Annotated in this window: 14 protein-coding genes and 1 pseudogene; 2 read left to right on the plus strand and 13 right to left on the minus strand. The window is 53.5% G+C overall.

The window, feature by feature from the left end:
• Window position 1: 1 nt before the first annotated feature.
• The 13 genes and pseudogenes from C5S61_RS08465 to mraZ form a co-directional block, all read right to left on the minus strand.
• Window positions 2-1,282 (minus strand): tetratricopeptide repeat protein, encoded by a 1,281-nt coding sequence (locus tag C5S61_RS08465; protein ID WP_110514633.1) that lies wholly within the window; start codon window positions 1,280-1,282, stop codon window positions 2-4.
• A 4-nt stretch (window positions 1,283-1,286) separates the two neighbouring features.
• Window positions 1,287-2,618: a UDP-N-acetylmuramate--L-alanine ligase gene (gene murC / locus C5S61_RS08470; protein ID WP_110514634.1), complete on the minus strand. Its 1,332-nt coding sequence runs from the start codon at window positions 2,616-2,618 to the stop codon at window positions 1,287-1,289.
• A 161-nt stretch (window positions 2,619-2,779) separates the two neighbouring features.
• Window positions 2,780-3,412, minus strand: a complete 633-nt coding sequence (locus C5S61_RS08475; protein ID WP_110514635.1) for a hypothetical protein — start codon at window positions 3,410-3,412, stop codon at window positions 2,780-2,782.
• Window positions 3,413-3,417: 5 nt separating this feature from the next.
• Window positions 3,418-4,776, minus strand: a complete 1,359-nt coding sequence (locus C5S61_RS08480; RefSeq protein ID WP_369128087.1) for a UDP-N-acetylglucosamine--N-acetylmuramyl-(pentapeptide) pyrophosphoryl-undecaprenol N-acetylglucosamine transferase — start codon at window positions 4,774-4,776, stop codon at window positions 3,418-3,420.
• 43 nt (window positions 4,777-4,819) lie between these two features.
• Window positions 4,820-5,902 (minus strand): annotated as a pseudogene (gene ftsW, locus C5S61_RS08485) (putative lipid II flippase FtsW); the annotation flags it as partial.
• Window positions 5,903-5,918: 16 nt separating this feature from the next.
• The gene (locus C5S61_RS08490; protein WP_164689292.1) at window positions 5,919-6,719 is read right to left on the minus strand and encodes a rhomboid family intramembrane serine protease; all 801 of its coding nucleotides are present in this window, start codon (window positions 6,717-6,719) and stop codon (window positions 5,919-5,921) included.
• Window positions 6,720-6,934: 215 nt separating this feature from the next.
• Complete coding sequence (gene murD / locus C5S61_RS08495) at window positions 6,935-8,233, minus strand: UDP-N-acetylmuramoyl-L-alanine--D-glutamate ligase (protein WP_110514639.1); 1,299 nt, start codon at window positions 8,231-8,233, stop codon at window positions 6,935-6,937.
• A gap of 61 nt (window positions 8,234-8,294) precedes the next feature.
• The gene (gene mraY / locus C5S61_RS08500) at window positions 8,295-9,452 is read right to left on the minus strand and encodes a phospho-N-acetylmuramoyl-pentapeptide-transferase (RefSeq protein WP_110514640.1); all 1,158 of its coding nucleotides are present in this window, start codon (window positions 9,450-9,452) and stop codon (window positions 8,295-8,297) included.
• Window positions 9,449-10,918, minus strand: coding sequence for a UDP-N-acetylmuramoyl-tripeptide--D-alanyl-D-alanine ligase (locus C5S61_RS08505; RefSeq protein ID WP_110514641.1), 1,470 nt, complete (start codon window positions 10,916-10,918; stop codon window positions 9,449-9,451). Before C5S61_RS08505 ends, mraY begins: the two co-directional genes overlap by 4 nt.
• A 45-nt stretch (window positions 10,919-10,963) precedes the next feature.
• Window positions 10,964-12,790: a peptidoglycan D,D-transpeptidase FtsI family protein gene (locus C5S61_RS08510; RefSeq protein ID WP_110514642.1), complete on the minus strand. Its 1,827-nt coding sequence runs from the start codon at window positions 12,788-12,790 to the stop codon at window positions 10,964-10,966.
• A gap of 36 nt (window positions 12,791-12,826) precedes the next feature.
• Window positions 12,827-13,198 carry a hypothetical protein gene (locus tag C5S61_RS08515; RefSeq protein ID WP_110514643.1) on the minus strand — a complete coding sequence of 124 codons (372 nt, stop codon included), beginning with the start codon at window positions 13,196-13,198 and terminating at the stop codon, window positions 12,827-12,829.
• A gap of 23 nt (window positions 13,199-13,221) precedes the next feature.
• Window positions 13,222-14,232, minus strand: coding sequence for a 16S rRNA (cytosine(1402)-N(4))-methyltransferase RsmH (gene rsmH, locus C5S61_RS08520; protein WP_110514644.1), 1,011 nt, complete (start codon window positions 14,230-14,232; stop codon window positions 13,222-13,224).
• A gap of 11 nt (window positions 14,233-14,243) precedes the next feature.
• Window positions 14,244-14,675 carry a division/cell wall cluster transcriptional repressor MraZ gene (gene mraZ, locus C5S61_RS08525; protein ID WP_110514645.1) on the minus strand — a complete coding sequence of 144 codons (432 nt, stop codon included), beginning with the start codon at window positions 14,673-14,675 and terminating at the stop codon, window positions 14,244-14,246.
• Between the two features lie 300 nt (window positions 14,676-14,975).
• On the opposite strand from mraZ, the gene C5S61_RS08530 reads away from it, so the two are divergent.
• Entirely contained in the window at window positions 14,976-18,044 is a 3,069-nt protein-coding gene (locus C5S61_RS08530; RefSeq protein ID WP_164689293.1) for a GAF domain-containing protein, read from the plus strand.
• A gap of 2 nt (window positions 18,045-18,046) precedes the next feature.
• Window positions 18,047-18,427 carry a DUF2231 domain-containing protein gene (locus C5S61_RS08535; RefSeq protein ID WP_110514647.1) on the plus strand — a complete coding sequence of 127 codons (381 nt, stop codon included), beginning with the start codon at window positions 18,047-18,049 and terminating at the stop codon, window positions 18,425-18,427.
• The last annotated feature ends 344 nt before the right edge of the window (window positions 18,428-18,771 follow it).

Consider the following 18,771-nt stretch of genomic DNA (forward strand, 5'->3'; position numbering starts at 1 on the left):
CTTAAACCTGCATTCCTAAAGTGCGCAAGCGTTCACGCAAGCGCTTTTGTTCATCGTAATGGCCAAGCCCTTGGCGCAACAAAAAGGCAGTATGCCAATGTTTGCCCGCGTCGTGACGATCATTCCATTCGTAGGCCAAATCGCCCAAACGCTCACTGGCCAAGGCAATTCCAACCGTATCGCCCAATTGCTGGGCATTGGTCAGCGCAACATTGTAGCTGGTGCTCGCCGAGCCATAATCTGCTTGCGCTCGGTAGGCATCGCCCAAACGATTATGCAGCATAATTTGGCCAACCCCTTGCGAGCGACGATCCTCGTATTGCAAGGCTTTGAGAAACGAGTCAACTGCGGTCTGATAATCGCCGCGGGCATGGTGAATAACACCCATCACGGTGTAGGCGCGAGCCGTACCCACAGCATCGTGCAACTTTTCGCGCAGCATCAGACTTTCTGCTTGGCAACGCAGCGCTTGATCCAAATCGTTTAATTCGAGATACGAAAGCGCCAATTTCTCGTGCACAATCGCCACACCCAACGTGCCAGGCAGATGCTCCTCGATTTCCAAGGCGCGGGTGTAATAATCGGCGGCCTGTTGGCCTGAGCCAATCAAACGATAGACATCGCCAATACTTGTGATAATTTTAGCGATTGTTAGCCGATCGTCAATCACCGCTCCGCGTGCTTGGGCGGCGTTATACAGGTGAATTGCCTCGGTATGGCGGCCTTGCAGTTGCTCGGTTTTGCCAAGGTGCAACAACGCTTCTGCTTCAAGCGGCAGATTGTTGGTTGTGCGGGCCAAATCGAGCGCGCGTTTGAGCGTTTGCTCGGCGTTAGCAAAATCACGTAATGCTCGTTGCGAGCGACCCAAAGCCACCAACGAACCGCCTTCAATCTGCACCGATTGAGCGGCGCGGGCCAAGGTCAACAGCTGCTGCGCATAATACAAAGCATCGTCGTGATTGCCCGCCCAATCGAGTACCGTCCAGGCCAAGCTATAGGCGCGCAGGGCAAAATTGGCTCGTTGCTCCTCGGCCAAGCGGCTCAGATAATCCAAAGCCCGCTCGCACCAAACCCGAGCATCGGCGATATTATGTTGAGCAATAACGCTTTCAGCCTGATCAAGTGCCGCGTTGATTGCGTCGGGCCATTCGCAGGCCAATGCTAAATGCCATGCCATAATTCCATCCAAGCCTTCAGGCCGACCAATTTGCTCGGCGTAAAGTTGACGCAACCGATCTGCTGCATCACGATGAAATTGGCGATACGCAGCATCAGCAATCATCGAATCACCTCAGCGCCGCCACCAACCGCTCGCCAACCGAAACTCCATCGCCAGCTCCCAAGGTCAACACTACATCGCCAGCCTGCACATCGTGGAATAATTGTTCAAAGGCTTGGTTCAAATCGCCGACTGCTAGCGCATTTGGATGCTGCATGCCAGCCACAATCTGCGCCGTTGGATCGCCCTTGCCAGTTTCGCGTGCCCCATACACCGCGCCAATGCGCACCAAATCAGCTTGCTCAAAAGCTGTCTGAAATTCAGCCAAAAACGCTTCTAGGCGGCTGAAGGTGTGCGGCTGAAAATAGGCCACAATCCGTTGCTCAGGGAAACGTGCTCGGGCTGCTGCAAGGGTCGCCCGAATTTCTGCAGGATGATGGGCATAATCATCAAATACCCGTACATTGCCAACTTGGCCTTTTGGCTCGAAGCGCCGCGCCGCCCCTTGATAGTGGCCAATTGCCGCGACCGCTGCCGCGAGATCCACCCCATAGGCATGAGCCGCAGCTAAAGCTAACAAGGCATTTTGCACATTATGCAGCCCAGCAACTCCCAGTTGGACAGCGATTGGCTCGGACACAGGGCTAATTAGATCAAAAAGCATGCCATCGGGCGTTGCTTGAACCGCCGTTGCCCGCCAAGCGTTGTGCTCAGCCAACCCACAGCGAATCGCTGCAACATCGGCCAGCACTCGTTGCGTGCCAGCATCATCGCCGCAGAGCACCAAGGTTTGCAGGCTTGGCTTGGTGGCAAACTCAAGAAAGGCCGCATCATACGAAGCTTGGCTGGGATAAATATCAACATGATCCCAATCGAGATTGGTAATAATGCCAATCGTTGGGTCAAGCGCCAAAAAGGTGCGCGCATATTCATCGGCTTCAAGCACCAACGGCCCTTGACCCCAAGCGGCGCTGGCTCCCAAAGCTGGCACTTCGGCTCCAATCAAAAAGCCTGGTGTATAGCCAGCATGCTTAAAAATAACTGCCAACATTGCAGTAGTGGTGGTTTTGCCATGGGTTCCTGTAATCGCCAAGGTTGGGCGCTCAGCACTCCATTCGCGCCAAAGATCGTGACGGGTTAGCACCGGAATTGCTGCTTGGCGGGCGGCCACCAGCTCAACGTGGTCGAGTGGCAAGGCCGAGGTAACCAGCAGGCGATCGATGCCGTCGATATGGCTTGGATCATGGCCAATTTCAATCTGCACGCCGTGGTCGGCAAGGCGCTTAGTTGCAGCATTGGCAGCGCGATCGCAGCCTGAAACCTGATCGCCACGCTCCACGAGGATCGTCGCAATCGAACTCATCCCTGAACCACCAATTCCAACAATGTGCGTATGCACCAGCGACTCCTTAAAAAAGCCAGATAAAAACAGCAGAAACGCTGAGATCGACGATTCCCAGCGTCCCCAAGCATTTTTCAGAACATAGAACATAGAGCATAGAGCATAATCGATGAATAAACGTTGCTATGTTCTATGTTCTTTGCTCTATGCTCTCCTTGTTACTCCCGCATTCGGGGTAGTCGGAAGAACGTTACAATCAACACGACCAAAAAGAGCAAGGCAAAGATGGTTGGCAAATTGTCCTTGAGGGCATTTTGCTGCGAAATTGACGAGACGGTGATGCCAACGCCCTCATCAAAGGGCAAATTAGCGCCCTCTTTGTCGTAGGCAATCCAAAAATCGAGCAAGCGTGAAAGCACAATATACGAATTCAACACGCCTACGCCGACCCCAATAACCCGTCCACCGCGACTTACTTCATCGCGACTGCCAATCGCCGAGCCAATCACATACGAAAGAATGACCCCGATGATAAACGAAATTGCCCGAAAATTCTCAAAATTCTCGCTATCGATAAAGGGTGAGCGTTCGCCGCTTTCGCCGCCAAACAACGCATTAATAAACACCGCAAAGGCATTGATAATCCGATTCAGCAGCCCAGCCATGTTTTCGGCAACCGTTGGGTTGGCAAACAACACCAATGAGAAAATGAGCCCGACCGTGGTAATGGCCTCTTCCTTCCAGCCGCGCCGCCAGCCAAAGAAGCCTGCGATTGGAAAAATCACAAGCATCAACAGCTGCAAAAAGCTAAACTGGATCGATTGTTGCAAGAGGATCACTCGAAACGACATACGCTTTAGCCTCCTCGGGCAAGCGCCAGCCATTCGCTGGCAAGCCGCGCCCCTGCGTCTGGTTGGGCAAGGCTGGCACTGCGTTGCGCCATCGTTTGTAAACGCTCAGGGCTACTCAGCACTGCCGAGAGTTCGCGCCACAAACGGCCTTGGGTTGGCTCTCCAGAGCCTAGCATTGCCTCATCGGGAATGCTAATTGCTGCGCCACGGTCGGCTAGGGCAGCAGCGTTGTATTCTTGCTTCACCATCGTCAAAGGCACCAAAATCGAACCAATGCCTGCGGCGGGTAGTTCGGCCATCGTCGAAGCGCCAGCCCGACTTAACGCAAAATCTGCTGCGCCAAATGCCGCGCTCATTGAGCGTTCAGCATCGGCATGCAGATATGGGTAAAGATGATAACGGCTGGCACGTTCAGGGCTGAGCTTGGCCTGCGCCTCACGCAACCATGTTTCATCACCATTCCGTCCGCAAACATGCACGACCTGCGCTAATTCTAACAGATCGCTTAAGAGCGCGGCAACAGCCTGATTAATCGAGCGTGCGCCCCTGCTGCCACCATAAACCAAGAGCACTGGCAGTTGATCATTCAGGCCAAATAGCGCCCGACAAGCGGCTTTATCTTGATTAAACACCTCACCGCGCACCGGATAGCCAGTTTCGACCACCTTGTGCGCTGGCAAATAGCGCTTGGAATCATCAAAGGTTACAGCAATGCGGGTAGCTAAACGCGCCAACACCCGTCCCGCCCAACCAGGCACAATATCGGGCAAATAGAGCAACGTTGGCACACGTTCAAGCGCCGCCGCCACAAACAGCGGCACACACACATAGCCGCCAGTGCCCAAAATTGCTGCTGGCCGTTCGCGACGCAACAAACTACGGGCAGCCAGCACGCCTTTGATCAAGACTCCAGCATTTTTCAGCATCTGAATTGGGTTGCGTCCACGCATAGCTGCAGCTGGCAAGCCAACAAACGGAATTGTGCTCTCGCGCTTGACCAAATCGCCTTCCATGCCATCAACTGAGCCAATATAGCGCAGTTGCGGCTTAACGTTGGCGTTGATTACGCCGGCGCTGCTCGATCCGTTCGCGGGCAGTACTGCCGTTGATTGGCTGGCTGACCAAGGTTTTGCGTTGTTTGGGCTTGCGCCAAGCGATGAGTCGCTTGGATTCGTCTGCTGGTTTGCGCCATGTGCCGCCGAGGGAATTGCCGATGGCGAAGCTGCTTGCTCGCTGAGCTTCTTCAGGGCGCTGGCTACGGCCAAAGCCGGATACACGTGGCCGCCCGTGCCACCGCCGCACAGCATCAGCAGCGGCGACCACTCGTGGTCGGAGTTGGCCAATTGTGGGGATGGAGAGTTCATTGGTTTGTTCCTCAGCCCGTTTCAACGGCGCATAACGGGTAACACTCAGCAGCAAGCCCGCCGCAATCATGGTCATCATCAACGATGAACCACCATAGGAAATAAATGGCAGTGTAATGCCGGTAAACGGAATTACGGTGGTTACCACGGCAATATTAATCAGCGCTTGAACGACGAGCCATGTCGTCACGCCAACTGCAATCAGTGCGCCAAATGGGTCGAGCGAGCGCGAGGCAATGCGGAAGCCACGCACCGCCAGCACAATAAATGCTGCCAGCACCAAGCCTGCGCCAATAATGCCCAATTCTTCGCCAATCACCGCATAAATTGCATCGGTATGGGCAAAGGGCAACCAGAAAAATTTCTGGCGGCTTTGGCCCAAGCCAACACCAGTCCAGCCACCAGAGCCAAGCGCATACAAGGCGTGAATTGGTTGGTAGCCACCGTCGCGGGGATAGCTGAAGGGATCTTGCCAAACCAACACCCGCAAGGCACGATAACCCGCCGATTGAATTGCCGTCCAGCCAACCAGCGTGGTAATGCTGGCGGCAATTCCTAAGTGGGTCAAGCTGGCCCCAGAGGTAAACAAAATCGCGGCACTGATCACCACAATCACAATCGTGGTACTCATATTTGGTTGCAACAGCACCAAGCCCGCCAATAGCCCAAGCATAATCCCAAATGGCAACAGCCCAGTCACAAATTGGCGAATTTTCGAGCCACGCCGCGAAAGCCAGTCGGCAAAATAAATAATTGCCGCAAACTTGGCAACCTCGCTTGGCTGCATCCCGATTGGCCCAATATTAATCCAGCGGCTGGCACCGTTGACCTTGGTAATATGTTCGGGCAACAGCAACACCAACAACAGCAAAAAGAGCGTCAGCGCCATCAAGGGCAACGAAAAACGCCGTAACTTGCGATAATCGAAGCGCATTGTCACAACCATTGCCACAATGCCAGCAATTGCCCACATGGTTTGGCGCAAAACCCAATAGACCGAAGAATCGTACTCGGCATAGGCCACATAGAACGATGAGCTATAGACCATCACTAGCCCAAACGCAACTAGGCCGACCACAAGGGCTAGCAACATTCCATCAGGTTTTCGCGGAACTCGATCGTTCATGCCGACCTCCAACCGTCTAACGGGCACTCTGTATCCATGCTTGATAGAAATTTTCCAGCAGCGCTCTGCTGCTACTATCAGCCATGCGCTGGGTATGCACAAACCAGGTTGCACCAACCACAAAGATTAAGGCAGCAACCACACTCAGCCAACGAATTGGCGCAGGCGCTCGGGCCTCAATGCGCGGCTTAAACCAATCGGCAATATAGGCCAAGCGTGGAGCCAAAGCATAGCCCAGCGCCAAACCCATCACCATGCCACCGATGTGGGCGTAGTTATCAATCACCGATGAGAGCGATAAGCCTATGATCAGGTTAATTGCCGCCGTGCCAACCATTTGGCGCAAGTTTTGGCGAGCAAAATCGCCCAGCACGCTGCGGGCGGTCAGGAAGAAGCCAATCAAACAGCCAATCAGGCCGAAGATTGCGCCCGATGCGCCAATCGAAGGCCCGCGCAGATCGCCAAATGTATACGAAGCCCAAGCCCCGCCAATTCCAGCGATTAGGTAAATTACGCTAAACAGCAGGCTGCCATAAAAACGCTCAACGGTTGGGCCAAGCGCATACAGGGCATACATATTGAAGCCAATATGCACCAGCCCACCATGCAGCACGGTTGCGGTCAGCAAGCGCCACCACTCGCCGCCAATATCCATCAACGGCGACCATTTAGCGCCTAATTCGATCAGCACCAGCGCATCGTTTTCGCTGCTGCCCATCACGCTCATGCCTTTGAGAATACAGACCACAAACATGATGACGTTGATCGCCATAAACACCCACGTAGCCCGTACTGGCGCACTCGGGAGTTGCACCATTACAGGCTGGCTGGGAGAATATTCAACACGCTCAGGCTCATAACCTGAATAGGGATCTTGCATAGTTTGCCAATTTCTGAGCCAATTGTAGCAATCGAACTCAATAGCGACGAAACAAGAACTTAGGCGTTTGGCAATAACCTCAATTGCAGAACCTTCACTATCGTGGCTGGTTTCGTTAATTTTGGCTATAGCCCAATTTTCCTAAATAATTTTTAACCTTCCGCCAATAGCCCGACAATTCGTCGGAATTCTTCGCCACGATGGAATTCGTTGCGAAACATCCCAAAGCTCGCCGCCCCAGGCGAGAGCAAAATTGTATCGCCTGTTTCAGCCAAGCTAAAAGCTGCCCGAATTGCTTGCTCAAACGCTTGATAGCGCTCTTGCTCGCTGCCAAGCGCCGCAGACAGCGCCGGCGAACCAGTGCCATCCAAAATAATCAGCTGTTTTAAGTGGCTCGATTGCTGAATTGCTTCAACCAACGGATTCCAAGCCAGCTTTTTATCGGCCCCGCCAGCAATCAAAATCACTGGGCTGGTCATCGAATTGAGTGCAGCGGCGGCAGCGGTTGGCGTGGTCGCCGCCGTGTCGTTGATCAAGCGTACGCCATTGATTTCGCGCACCAACTCCATGCGATGCTCAACCCCAGCAAAGTGCTCGATTGCCGTGCGAATCGCTGCATCGGGAATACCATAGGCTTGGGCCAAGGCAGCAGCGGCGGCAATATTCAAGGCGTTGTGTTGGCCTTGCAATTGCCCCATTGGCCAGCCTTCGTTGCCATCAAACCAAACCACCCGCCCTGGTGCTTCGTTCGCCCAAGTATTGACAATCAAATCGTGCTTGGGCAGCACCACCACATCATCAGGGTTTTGATACAGAAAAATTTGCTGTTTGGCTAATCCATAATCGGCCATCGAGCCATAGCGGTCGAGATGGTCAGGTGACAAATTGGTGACACAAGCATACTCTGGGCTTAATCCGGCCTCGCCCAGCCCTTCCAACTGCCACGACGATAGCTCAAGCACCACCGGCGTTTGGGCGCTGATGCGGGGCAATTGCTCCAGGGCCGAAACCCGCAAGTTGCCAGCGACCACCGTATCGGGGTAAACCTCACGCAACATCGCCCCAGTTAGGGTGGTGGTGGTGGTTTTGCCCTTGGTTCCCGTGATGCCAATAATCGGCGCTGGACAAAGCCGAAAGAACAGCGTCATCTCCATTTCAATCGCCACGCCAGCAGCGCGGGCCAATTGCAAATAGCGCGATTCACGCGGCACGCCTGGGTTGCGAATCACCATATCAACCAGCTCAAAATCTTGGTCGCGATGTTCGCCCAACACAAACTCAACAGGCAAGTCCGCCAAGGCTGCTAAGGATGGCTGCAAAACTTCGGCGCTGCGCAGATCGGTCACAATCACATGTGCACCTTGCTCAAGCAAAAAGCGCGTGACTCCTAAGCCGCCACCATGAACACCCAAACCCATCACGGTTATTCGTTTGTTGCGTAAATCGAGCATGCCATGCCTTACTTTGCTAAATGCCCTGCGATTCAATCAAACCGAATCAATCAGCCGTGGCCTAATTTTCCAACGGCGATGGGTACGGCGTGGCGGTCGGATCGTCGGTCGTGGTAAAAGGATTATCGGGAATTATCGGTTGGGTTGAGCTGGTGCTGACTTGCTGCGGCAAGGCTGGGTTTAAGGCCAACGAAATGCCAATCATCGCTGCAATAATCCCAATCATCACAAAACGCTGGACAACTTGCATCTCCGACCAACCAGTTAACTCGAAGTGATGGTGGATTGGGGTCATTTTGAAAACCCGCTTGCCAGTGCCAGTCGTAATCCGCGTATATTTGAAATAGTAGCGCTGAATTACCACCGAAGCAGCTTCGAGCACATAAATCACCCCAACGATTGGTAGCAACAGCCAGGCTTTGGAAATCAGCGCCACAATCGCCAAGGTTGCGCCCAAGGCCAACGAGCCAGTATCGCCCATAAACACTTGCGCCGGATGGGCGTTGAACCACAAGAAGGCCACGCACGCGCCCGAAACCGTAAACGAGTAGGTCACCAAGTAATCAAAGCGATAAACAAAGGCAATTACGCCAAAGGCAGCAAAGGCAATCGCCGATGTCCAGCCCGCCAAGCCATCCATACCATCAGAAAAATTGACCGCATTGGCCATTGCCACAATCAAAAAGGTGGCAATCGGAATGTACCAGTAACCAATATCGATTACGCCGACAAACGGCACAACCACATCGCCGCCATTGGCCAAACCAAACGGCTTGGGCAGATACAAGGCCAGCGAAGCCAAAAAGGCAATCATCACCAGCCAAACCATTTTGAAGCGTTCGGTCAGGCCAAAGGTTTTGGAGCGCACTTTGGTCAACGAAAGATAATCATCGAACGCGCCAAGAATGCCATAGCCAACCAGCGCCGCCAACGGTAAAAGCATCGACCAGCGATTAACCAAATTGAAAATCACTGTGATAATTACAACTGAGGCAATGATCATGACTCCGCCCATGGTTGGCGTGCCAATTTTGATCATATGGCTTTGCGGGCCATCAACCCGAATTGCCTTACCAATATTGTGCGCCTTGAGCCAGCGAATCCACCAGCGACCAAGGACTAAAGTCAAGACAAAAGCGGCCCCAGCCAGTAACAACGCTTCAGCCAGTTTGAGCACCAGCGCTCGCTGAAGTTCGACGACGACCTGTTCGTTATTCACGCCTTAGCCTCCGGCCTAACTTGCAAAGCATTCGCAACATCTTCCATAGCGGCAGCACGCGATCCTTTGACAAGGACGTAATCGTTCGCTTGGAGGGTTGATTGCAACGCCGCAATCACCGTAGCTTTGTCGGGCAGCACATGCACATGCGCTGCTGCCAGCCCTGATTCAATGGCTCCTTTGCCAATCCAATGGGCTTTTTCGCCCACAACATATAATTCATCGACCACATCGGCGGCCCGCACGCCAACCGAACGATGGCCAATTTCATCTTGCGGCCCAAGCTCGGCCATATCACCAAACACGGCAATGCGGCGGCCTTGCAACTCGGCCAAGAGATTCAACGCTGCAATACACGAAACTGGCGAAGCATTGTAGGTGTCGTCAATCAGGGTTGCGCCGCCAACCGCCGGATACGAGAGCAAGCGCAATTGGGCGCTGCTGCGCAAACCTTGAATCAGCGAATCCCACGAAAGCCCAAGCACAATGCCAACCGCTGCTGCCGCCAAGGCCGTATGCACGCTGTGCAAGCCAATCAAGGGCAATTTGATATGCCATTTTTCGCCACGATAATGCGCATCAAAGCCAATGCCATCCAAGCCACGACTTTCGATGTTATCGGCCCACAAATCGGCCTGCGGGTCTAGCCCATAGGTAAAAACTTGGGCTTTGGTACGATTGCGCATCGCCAACACCCGTTGATCATCGTAGTTGAGAATCGCCCAACCATCTTCTGGCAAGGCTTGCACCAATTCGCTTTTGGCCTCGGCCACATTTTCAATCGTGTGCATGCGCTCCAAGTGCGATAAACCAACATTGGTTACGATGCCAATTTGGGGCTGGGCAATCGTTGTGAGCAGTGCCAAATCGCCTTTGTTGTAGATGCCCATTTCGAGCACTGCAATCTGATGTTTTGGCTCAATGCCAAGCACCACCAAGGGCAAAGTATTTTCGCTGTTGTAGGAGCGAGGGCTTTTGTGAGTGCGCATGGTTGGCGCAAGCATGGCCGCCAGCACCTCTTTGGTCGAGGTTTTGCCAACGCTGCCAGTAATGCCAACCACCACCAAATCGCGTTGCTGCCGATGGCGGGTTGCCAAGCGTTGCAATGCCAGCAACGGCTGATCAACGCTAATCAAAAAAATTGCATTGGCTGGCGCAGCGCTGGGAAGTTGGCCCAAATCGGGGTCAAGCTCAACAAAAGGCCGATCCAAACCCAACTGGGTTGGATCAGCCAAACGTCCACGTTGCACCAAAGCTGCACGAACGCCCCGCGCCGCGACAGCAGCAATAAACTCGTGGCCATCCACTCGTTCGCCTTGCAAGGCCACAAACAAACCATCATCGACAGCTTCGCGCGAATCGATGCAAGCACTCGTTATTGGTAAATTGGCCAACGCTGCGGGCAATTGCACGCTTGGTTCGCTGGCAATTCGCACTCCATCAACCACCGTTTGTAAGCTTAGCATAGGCACTATCTCAAAGCCATGAAGCCATGGCGCTAGTAGATTTCGTTATTGTTCGATTTGGCATTCGTGCACCAACTCTGGGTTGGGCGCAACTTGATAATGGGTCAGCAAGCGCTTGAACACAGCGGCATAAACCGGAATCGCCTTGGTTCCCCAAATTTCTTGGGTGCGATCAAGTTTAACTAAGACCGTAAAACGCGAATCTTCAATTGGGCCAAAGCCCATCACCGAGCCAATTGTCGAGTTTTCGTAGCCACCACGACCATCGGGAATTGAGCTGGTGCCAGTTTTGGCCGCAATATTGTAACCAGGCACCAAGGGCACGCCGCCATTCCCCTGGCGATCATAATAGCCGCTACACTGTTTCCACCACATATCTTCTTGAAAAGCGTAATTATTGTTGGCAGCACGCACCATCATCTTGGCCACATCCATGGCCACATTATCATCAATCACAGTGCGCAGTACCTTTGGCTCAACTTTGTGACACTCGCCGCGCTCACACCATTCTTGAATGATATAGGGCTGCATCAAATTGCCGCCATTGGCAATCGCCGACATCGCCCGCAAGTGTTGCAGCGGAGTGACCGCGATGCCTTGGCCGTAGCCATTGGTTGAAAGCACAATTGGCCGCCAATCGGCGGTGGTATCGGGCCATTGCACAATTCCTGCTTCTTCGCCGCCCAATTCGATGCCGGTTGGCTGGCCATAGCCAAAATCGCGCAAGCCTTGATAGAAGCCAGCTTCGCCCGCCATTTCGGCGTATTGCAAAGCGCCAACATTCGATGAATAAAGAATCACATTTTCGGGAGTCATCGGCGAGTGGCCGTTGGAATCGAAGTTGGCGCAACAGCCAGGGGCGCGGGCAATAAAGCCTGGGTCATCGACCACGCTATTCACCGTAAAGGCCTTAGCTTGCAAGCCAATCGCCAAGTTGATTGGCTTGAAGGTTGAGCCTGGCTCATACTGGTCGGTAATTGCGCCATTTTTGTTGTAGATTTCTGGCTGATATTCGGTGTAGCGATTGGGATCAAATTTGTTGGACGTTGCCATGGCCAGAATCGCCCCAGTTTTGGAATCCATCACGGTGATTGAGCCACCGCTTGCGCCATGGTTGATTAACGCATTTTGCAACTCTTCTTCGGCAATATGCTGGGCGGTTGGGTCGATCGTCAAGGTAATATCAGCGCCATCGCGTGGCTCTTGCACAGTTGGCGGCTCGATCCAAATCGAGTTAGCAGCTGAGTCGATTTCGGCTTCGAGTGAGCCAGCAACCCCAGCCAACAGCGAATTGTTATAGCCCTCAACCCCGCTAATGCCCACATTTTCGTAATTGGCTACGCCAACGATATTGGCAGCAAAGGTGCCTTTGGGATAGACCCGCACAGCCTCAGGCGTGAGTGAAAGCGCCGTATTTTTGAGTGCGCGAATTTGATCGCTCACCTCAGGCGTTAAGCGCCGCGCCAGCACCACATACTCGCGATCTTTGGTCAGCAACAATTGTTTGATTTCGCTGGGAGCTTTGCCGATCAAGGGCGAAAGCAACAAGGCCAAGCGATCAGATTCGTTTGGGTCGGCCACATTATCATCAATAAATGGTGGAGCAACGCCCAGCACATCGCGATCAACATTCATCGCCAAAACCCCGCCAGTGCTATCGCGGATAATGCCGCGAGCTGGCTGGATTGTGCGATTTTGGCGAAATTCACTTTGCGCCAAGCCCGAAAGCTGATCATGGCGCTGAACCTGAACTTCAAACAATTTATGGGCATTTGCCAAGGCAAAGACCACACAGATCAACAAAATGGCGTTGATGCGCCAGCGTGAGAGCAAGGGTTGATGCTGGGGAGTTGGAGCGGTACGCGCGGCCATTCAAGTTCCTCCAAAGCGCAAGAGCGGGAACGGGCGCTAACGAGCCTGAACCGTCCAACGATGGTGTGGTAGTTCAATAATCAGATATTCTGCTTGGCTGGATACAATTGGCGCAAAGCCCAAGGCGGTTGCTCGTTGGCGAATCACCTCAAGCGATTGCGATTGTTCAATCTCATACAGCAACTGGTTATTGGCGCGCACCAATTTAGTTTGCTGCACTTCAAGTTGCTCTAGCCGAAAGCCAAGCGCGGCAATGCGGCCAGTTTGGGCCAAATAAAGCATACACATCAAGGCCACCACAACCGCGAGCGCAATTAACACACTAGCGCGGCGTTGGCTGGTTGGTTGGCTGGTGCTGCGATTACGGATGGCACTCAGGCCACCAATTGGTTGAGATTGAACCGCCATCAAGAATCCTCCGACAGGTGTATCTATGTTTCGGGCGCAAGCGCCGTCGTTAAGCGTCGTTCGGCAACCCGCAATTTGGCTGAGCGGGCACGTGGGTTGGCCTTGAGTTCTTCTGGTGTGGCCTCGATTGGCTTACGGCTCAACACGTCGAGCGTTGGCACATAATCGCAATCGCGCCCAACTGGGTAAATGCATGCCCGGGGGCCGGTTTTCGCGGCACAACTATGTGGGCAGGCCAAAATTTCGAGCTTAGCAGGAATCAAACATTCGCTTGCTTGATCGCGCATCCATTCCTTGACGATCCGATCTTCTAAGGAATGAAAGGTGATGACCGCTAAACGCCCGCCTGGAGCCAAGAGCTTGGTGGCGGCGGCTAAGCCTTCACGCAACGCTCCCAATTCATCGTTAACCGCAATCCGCAAGGCTTGAAAGGTGCGCGTTGCAGGATGGGTCTTGCCTGCTTGGCCCCCAACGGCGCTGCGCACCAAACTTGCCAATTGGGCAGTGCTGGTAATTGGGTTTTTGGCTCGTTGTTCAACAATCCGGCGCGCAATGCGGCGCGAAAGTCGTTCCTCACCATATTCATAAATCACATTCGCCAAGTCAGTTTCATTCAGCCGCGCAATCAAATCGGCTGCGCTTTCGCCCTGAGTTGGATTCATACGCATATCAAGGGGCGCGTCGTACTGAAACGAAAAGCCACGTTCAGGCAAATCGAGCTGCGGCGAGGAAACCCCAATATCGAGCAAAATGCCATCGACCTGCTGCCAGCCATGTTGGGCTGCAAGGCTCGCCATCTGGCGATAATTGCCATGCATCAAGGTTACGCGCTCGCCATAACTAGCGAGGCGTTCGCGGGCTGCAGCCAAAGCCATCGGGTCTTGATCGATGGCGAGTAATTGGCCGGCAGGGCCGCTGCCAGCAAGGATGCCGCTGCTATGGCCGCCCCAACCGAGGGTGCCATCGATATAGCGCCCAGCAGGGCGTAAATTGAGCGCTGCCAGCGTGGCATCATACAAAACTGGAATATGCATTACTCACCATACTAGATCCCAAAGGCCGCGACATGCTCGGCCAAAAGCGGCGCTTCATCGGCAAAACTATCGAGCACCGTTTGCCAGCGCTCAGCCGACCAAATTTCAATAAAACTATCCATACCGGTAACTACCGCTTGGCTGGTAATTGTGGCATACTGGCGTAAGTTGGGTGGCAGCACGATTCGGCCCTGTTTATCGAGGCCCAAATCGCTTGCGCCAGCAAACATCAAACGGCGTAAATTACGCGCCGAAGGTTGGGTAATGGGCAGGGCATTGATCCGCGCAGCCAATTCGCGCCACACGGGCATGGGGTAAAGCAGCAAGTTTTGGTCGAAACCACGGGTCAACACCAGACCTTCGGCTAAGCCAGCCCGAAATTTGGCCGGAATCGCCAAGCGCCCTTTATCGTCAACCGTATGTTCATATTCGCCCAAAAACATGGCTTGCTCCCACTGTCAAGGCTTTTACGCTCAAATGTTCGCCCAGCAACTGCCCCACATTTCCCCACTTTGCCCCACTCCCATCGCCATTATAGGCCATGGATTATGTTTTTTCAACCGCAGGTCATGGCCTTACATGACAAAATGCTAACAAAAACCAAGCAAAAAGGCTTGACGAAGTATAGCCAAATCTGCGCTAAAATACGGGTAAAGGAGCAAGCCAAAGCCCGATTTTGCGCTTGACGCTACCATGCTCATCGCTATAGAATGAGGGAGCATCTTCCTGAGACGAGGCTCACCATGACCAGGCCGCTCTTGCTGAGTTTTTGCAGTGCGACCATAACCGCGCTCTTGTTTGGATTGGGTTGGCTGGCCCAGCTTCCGATGCCTTGGATTTTAGCCTTAGGGGTTGTGCAAGCAGGCATTATGTGGTGGCGCATACCATGGGCTGTTGGCAGTGCCATCAGCATGGCGCTCATCGCATGGTTTGCTGGCATTAATCAGGTTGGGTGGCTAGCCCTATTGGTTGGTGGTTGGGTGGCTCAAGGTGGCTTACCAGCCCTCATCTTTCGCCTGTATCGGTATCCCTACGATATGTCGCGCGAATCGGCCCTGAATGGCTTTTTGGCCAGCGGGGTGCTGTTCAACACCGCGATTAGCGCCTTTTGCATGAGCGCCGTTGGTTGGCAAGTTGGTTGGATCGAAGAACATGCCTTATTGGTAACAACTGCCTTGATTTGGTTGACCAATAGTTTGGGTTCGTTGATCATCACGCTGCCAATGTTGCGCTTAGGCACGCCGTGGCTTTCGACGCGCGGTCTTTTTGGCACGCCTGCAGCATTGCAACGCAGCATTCATCGCACAACAATTACTCGCAGCGATGTCTTACAACTAATCTTTATGCTCGCCATTGTCGGCCTGATTGGCTGGGGCATCGATCGGGTTGCCTATATTCCTGTGCAATTTTTAAATGTCTTGTTCCTCTTGCCAATTGTAGCCTTCACTGCCCGCCATGGCTTCGATGGCGCGTTGCTCTCGGCTACAGGCAGTATGTTAATCGCACTCTCATTTTTCCTCGACGAAACCAGCCGCATGCGCAGGGTTGGCACAATGGGCAACGATCGCGTCGCCTTCGCCAGCATCGTCTTTGAGCTAGGCGTGTATTACCTGATCAGCATGATCGGTGGTTTGTTAATTGATATTCAACGCGCCGAAAAACAGCGGCTCGCCATGCTGAGCCATGTCAATCGCATTTTCAACCAAGCTCAACAAGAAGATTTGCTTGATCAATTGGTGCAAACGGTCTGCGAAGCGCTGCAAACCAACGTTGGCATTATGTTTCATTATGATGCGCAAAGCCAAACGCTCAAGCCGCTTGCTTGGCAAATGCCCAAGGATTGCTCGATTGAGGTTATTTCGCATGCGCTGCTAACCTACTTCCCCGATTTGCAGCACATGGCCCAAACCAGCGCCAGCGCCTATCATCATAACGATCGCGATGCAGCTACCACTACCAGCGCTTTTTGGCTCGAAACTGGGCTTGTCGCTGCGCTCTTAGTGCCATTGGTCGGGCGCAACGGCACGTTGGGCTTGATGGCATTGTTTGATCAACGGCCTGAGCGCCATTTTGGCCGTAGCAATATCAACTTTGCCGAAGCAATTTGTTCGCAGGCGGCGATTGCGCTCGAACAACGCGACCTGATTACGACTCTGCAACAGCAGACCGAGCAACTCAGCGCCGTCTCGAATATCACCGCCACGCTCAACGCCACGCTCAACCTCGAAGTCGTCTGCCATCGCATCGCCCAGCAAATCGAGCGCGTCGTGCCCTACGATTGGGCATGTGTCGCCTTGGCAACCGAGCAAACCCGTTTCTTTAGCGTGCTGATGAAAACAGGCCGCGCCGAAGTTGACCTGCTCGATAAAACCTTGGTACTTTCGCCAGAAATTTGGCAGGATTTTGGGCCAATCGACGCGCCGCCCTACCGCATGATTATGAACAGCTCGCCAATTAGCCGTGCCGCTGAACTGCGCCAAATTGGCTTGGCGGTTGCTTTGCTCGTGCCATTGCGCCGCGATGATCGCTGGTTGGGCGTGCTGGTGCTTTCCAGCTTCGATCCCGCTGCGTTTCCGCCAGCCCACCAACATTTGTTGCAAATTCTGGCACGCCACATGGCCTTGGCAATCTCCAATGCCCAATTGTATCAAGAGCTGGAACAAGCCTACCGCGCCAAACAAGAGGCCCAAGATGTGTTGCTGCAAACCGAGCGTTTGCGGGCCTTAGGCGAATTGTCGAGCGGCATCGCCCACGATTTCAACAATTTGATTGCAGGGATTTTGGGCCACACCCAATTATTGCTGATCGAAGCGCCAGAAGAGCAACGCGAAGGCTTGGTGGTGATTGAACAAGCTGCACGTGATGGTCGACATATGGTCGAGCGAATTCAGCAATTTACCCGTGCCCAGCAACCAGAAGATCACGAAATGGTCGATTTAAACACGATTATTAATGATGTGATTAAGCTGATTCGGCCACGTTGGCGCAGCCGTCCTGCCAGCACCATGATTCAAACCAGAATTGAAAAAGGTCAAATTCCATTGATCTATGGTTCGCCATTTGCCTTGCGCGAAGTGCTGACCAACGTTGTGCTGAATGCCACCGATGCCATGCCCACAGGTGGTATTTTGACGATTCGCACCGAGCAAGTTGAAGATGACGTAATTATGGAAATCAGCGATACCGGCATTGGCATGAATGAAGAAACCCAAGTGCGAATGTGGGAGCCGTTTTTCAGCACTAAAGGCGAGCATGGCACGGGGCTGGGGCTTTCGATGACCCATGCAATCGTGGTGCAACATCACGGTGGGCGGGTTGCGGTGCAAAGCGAGGTTGGCGTTGGCAGCACTATTTCGTTGGTCTTTCCAATTCCGCGCCCTGAAACCGCCAACGACCCAATGCAAGTTGGTGGCGCACAAGCCTTGCAACGAGGCACAATTCTGGTGGTCGAAAGCGATACGCGGGTGCAATCGGCATTGGCGGGCTTGCTCGAAAGTTTGGGGCATACGGTGGTTTGCGCCGATAGTGGCACGCTGGCCTTAGATTTAGCTTATGCCCGCGATTTTGATGCCTTAATTGCCGATAGCGGCTTGACCGACATCAACGCCTGGGATTTGACCGAACTGCTTAAAACCCGCGACCCATTATTGGTGGCAATGTTGCTGACAGTTTGGAATGCGCCTGATCTCGATACGCGCCGCCATGTGTTCGATGCAGTGCTGCCAAAACCATTTGAATCGCAAGTTTTGGGCGAAACAATCGGCTTTTTGCTGAATAATCGCACCAAATTGGCCAATAATATGGAGAACTAAGCATGAGTTTGCATTCTCAAGCAGTCCATTTTCCCATTGCACTCTTGCTGGTTAGCTCAATTTTGACCTTGTGGAACGAGCGCCGCCCGCATCACGAGCTAGCAATTACCGCTCGTTGGTGTTTGAACATTGGCTGGTGGAGTAGCCTGCTGGCGGTTATGACTGGCATTTTAGCCGTTGCTCTTGCCTTCGACCAAATTCGCCAGCAATTAACCTGGATTAATAGCCATGCGGTGGTTAGCCTGAGTTTGGTGGCGGTCTATTGGCGCTTGGTGTTGGGCAAGCCATTGCCTGCGGCAGCCCAAAAACGCCGCCATATCGTTGGCATCGGGTTAATTGTGCTTGCTGGCTGGCTTGGTGGCCAATTGAGCGAGCGAATCTGATCCACGAAGGACACGAAGAGCACGAAGGGAGATAGGCTATAGGCTCTAGGCTTTTGGCTTTCGGGAATTCTTGACGTACCACAAAACGTTCCGCTAGCCCATAGCCTTCAGCCTATAGCCCTCCCCTTACAAGAGCGATTGGTCGGCTGTGGAACATGCCCTCACCCCCCAGCCCCCTCTCCCACTGAAGGCGGGCGAGGGGGAGCCGACCATTGTGTACCGATGAATTGCGCAAGAACCACCGACTTAAAGCCCCTCGCCCGCGTTCAGTGGGAGAGGGGGCTGGGGGGTGAGGGCATGTTCCACAGCCGACCAATCGCTCTTGTAAGGGGAGGGCTATAGGC

The organism is Herpetosiphon llansteffanensis (assembly GCF_003205875.1).
Classification (GTDB): domain Bacteria; phylum Chloroflexota; class Chloroflexia; order Chloroflexales; family Herpetosiphonaceae; genus Herpetosiphon; species Herpetosiphon llansteffanensis.

Coding starts and splice junctions, on each gene's coding strand:
- C5S61_RS08465 (WP_110514633.1), bottom strand. CDS start 1,282: ATGATTGCTGATGCTGCGTATCGCCAATTTCATCGTGATGCAGCAGAT.
- C5S61_RS08475 (WP_110514635.1), bottom strand. CDS start 3,412: ATGTCGTTTCGAGTGATCCTCTTGCAACAATCGATCCAGTTTAGCTTT.
- C5S61_RS08480 (WP_369128087.1), bottom strand. CDS start 4,776: ATGAACTCTCCATCCCCACAATTGGCCAACTCCGACCACGAGTGGTCG.
- C5S61_RS08490 (WP_164689292.1), bottom strand. CDS start 6,719: ATGGTGCAACTCCCGAGTGCGCCAGTACGGGCTACGTGGGTGTTTATG.
- murD (WP_110514639.1), bottom strand. CDS start 8,233: ATGCTCGATTTACGCAACAAACGAATAACCGTGATGGGTTTGGGTGTT.
- C5S61_RS08505 (WP_110514641.1), bottom strand. CDS start 10,918: ATGCTAAGCTTACAAACGGTGGTTGATGGAGTGCGAATTGCCAGCGAA.
- C5S61_RS08510 (WP_110514642.1), bottom strand. CDS start 12,790: ATGGCCGCGCGTACCGCTCCAACTCCCCAGCATCAACCCTTGCTCTCA.
- C5S61_RS08515 (WP_110514643.1), bottom strand. CDS start 13,198: ATGGCGGTTCAATCTCAACCAATTGGTGGCCTGAGTGCCATCCGTAAT.
- rsmH (WP_110514644.1), bottom strand. CDS start 14,232: ATGCATATTCCAGTTTTGTATGATGCCACGCTGGCAGCGCTCAATTTA.
- mraZ (WP_110514645.1), bottom strand. CDS start 14,675: ATGTTTTTGGGCGAATATGAACATACGGTTGACGATAAAGGGCGCTTG.
- C5S61_RS08530 (WP_164689293.1), top strand. CDS start 14,976: ATGACCAGGCCGCTCTTGCTGAGTTTTTGCAGTGCGACCATAACCGCG.
- C5S61_RS08535 (WP_110514647.1), top strand. CDS start 18,047: ATGAGTTTGCATTCTCAAGCAGTCCATTTTCCCATTGCACTCTTGCTG.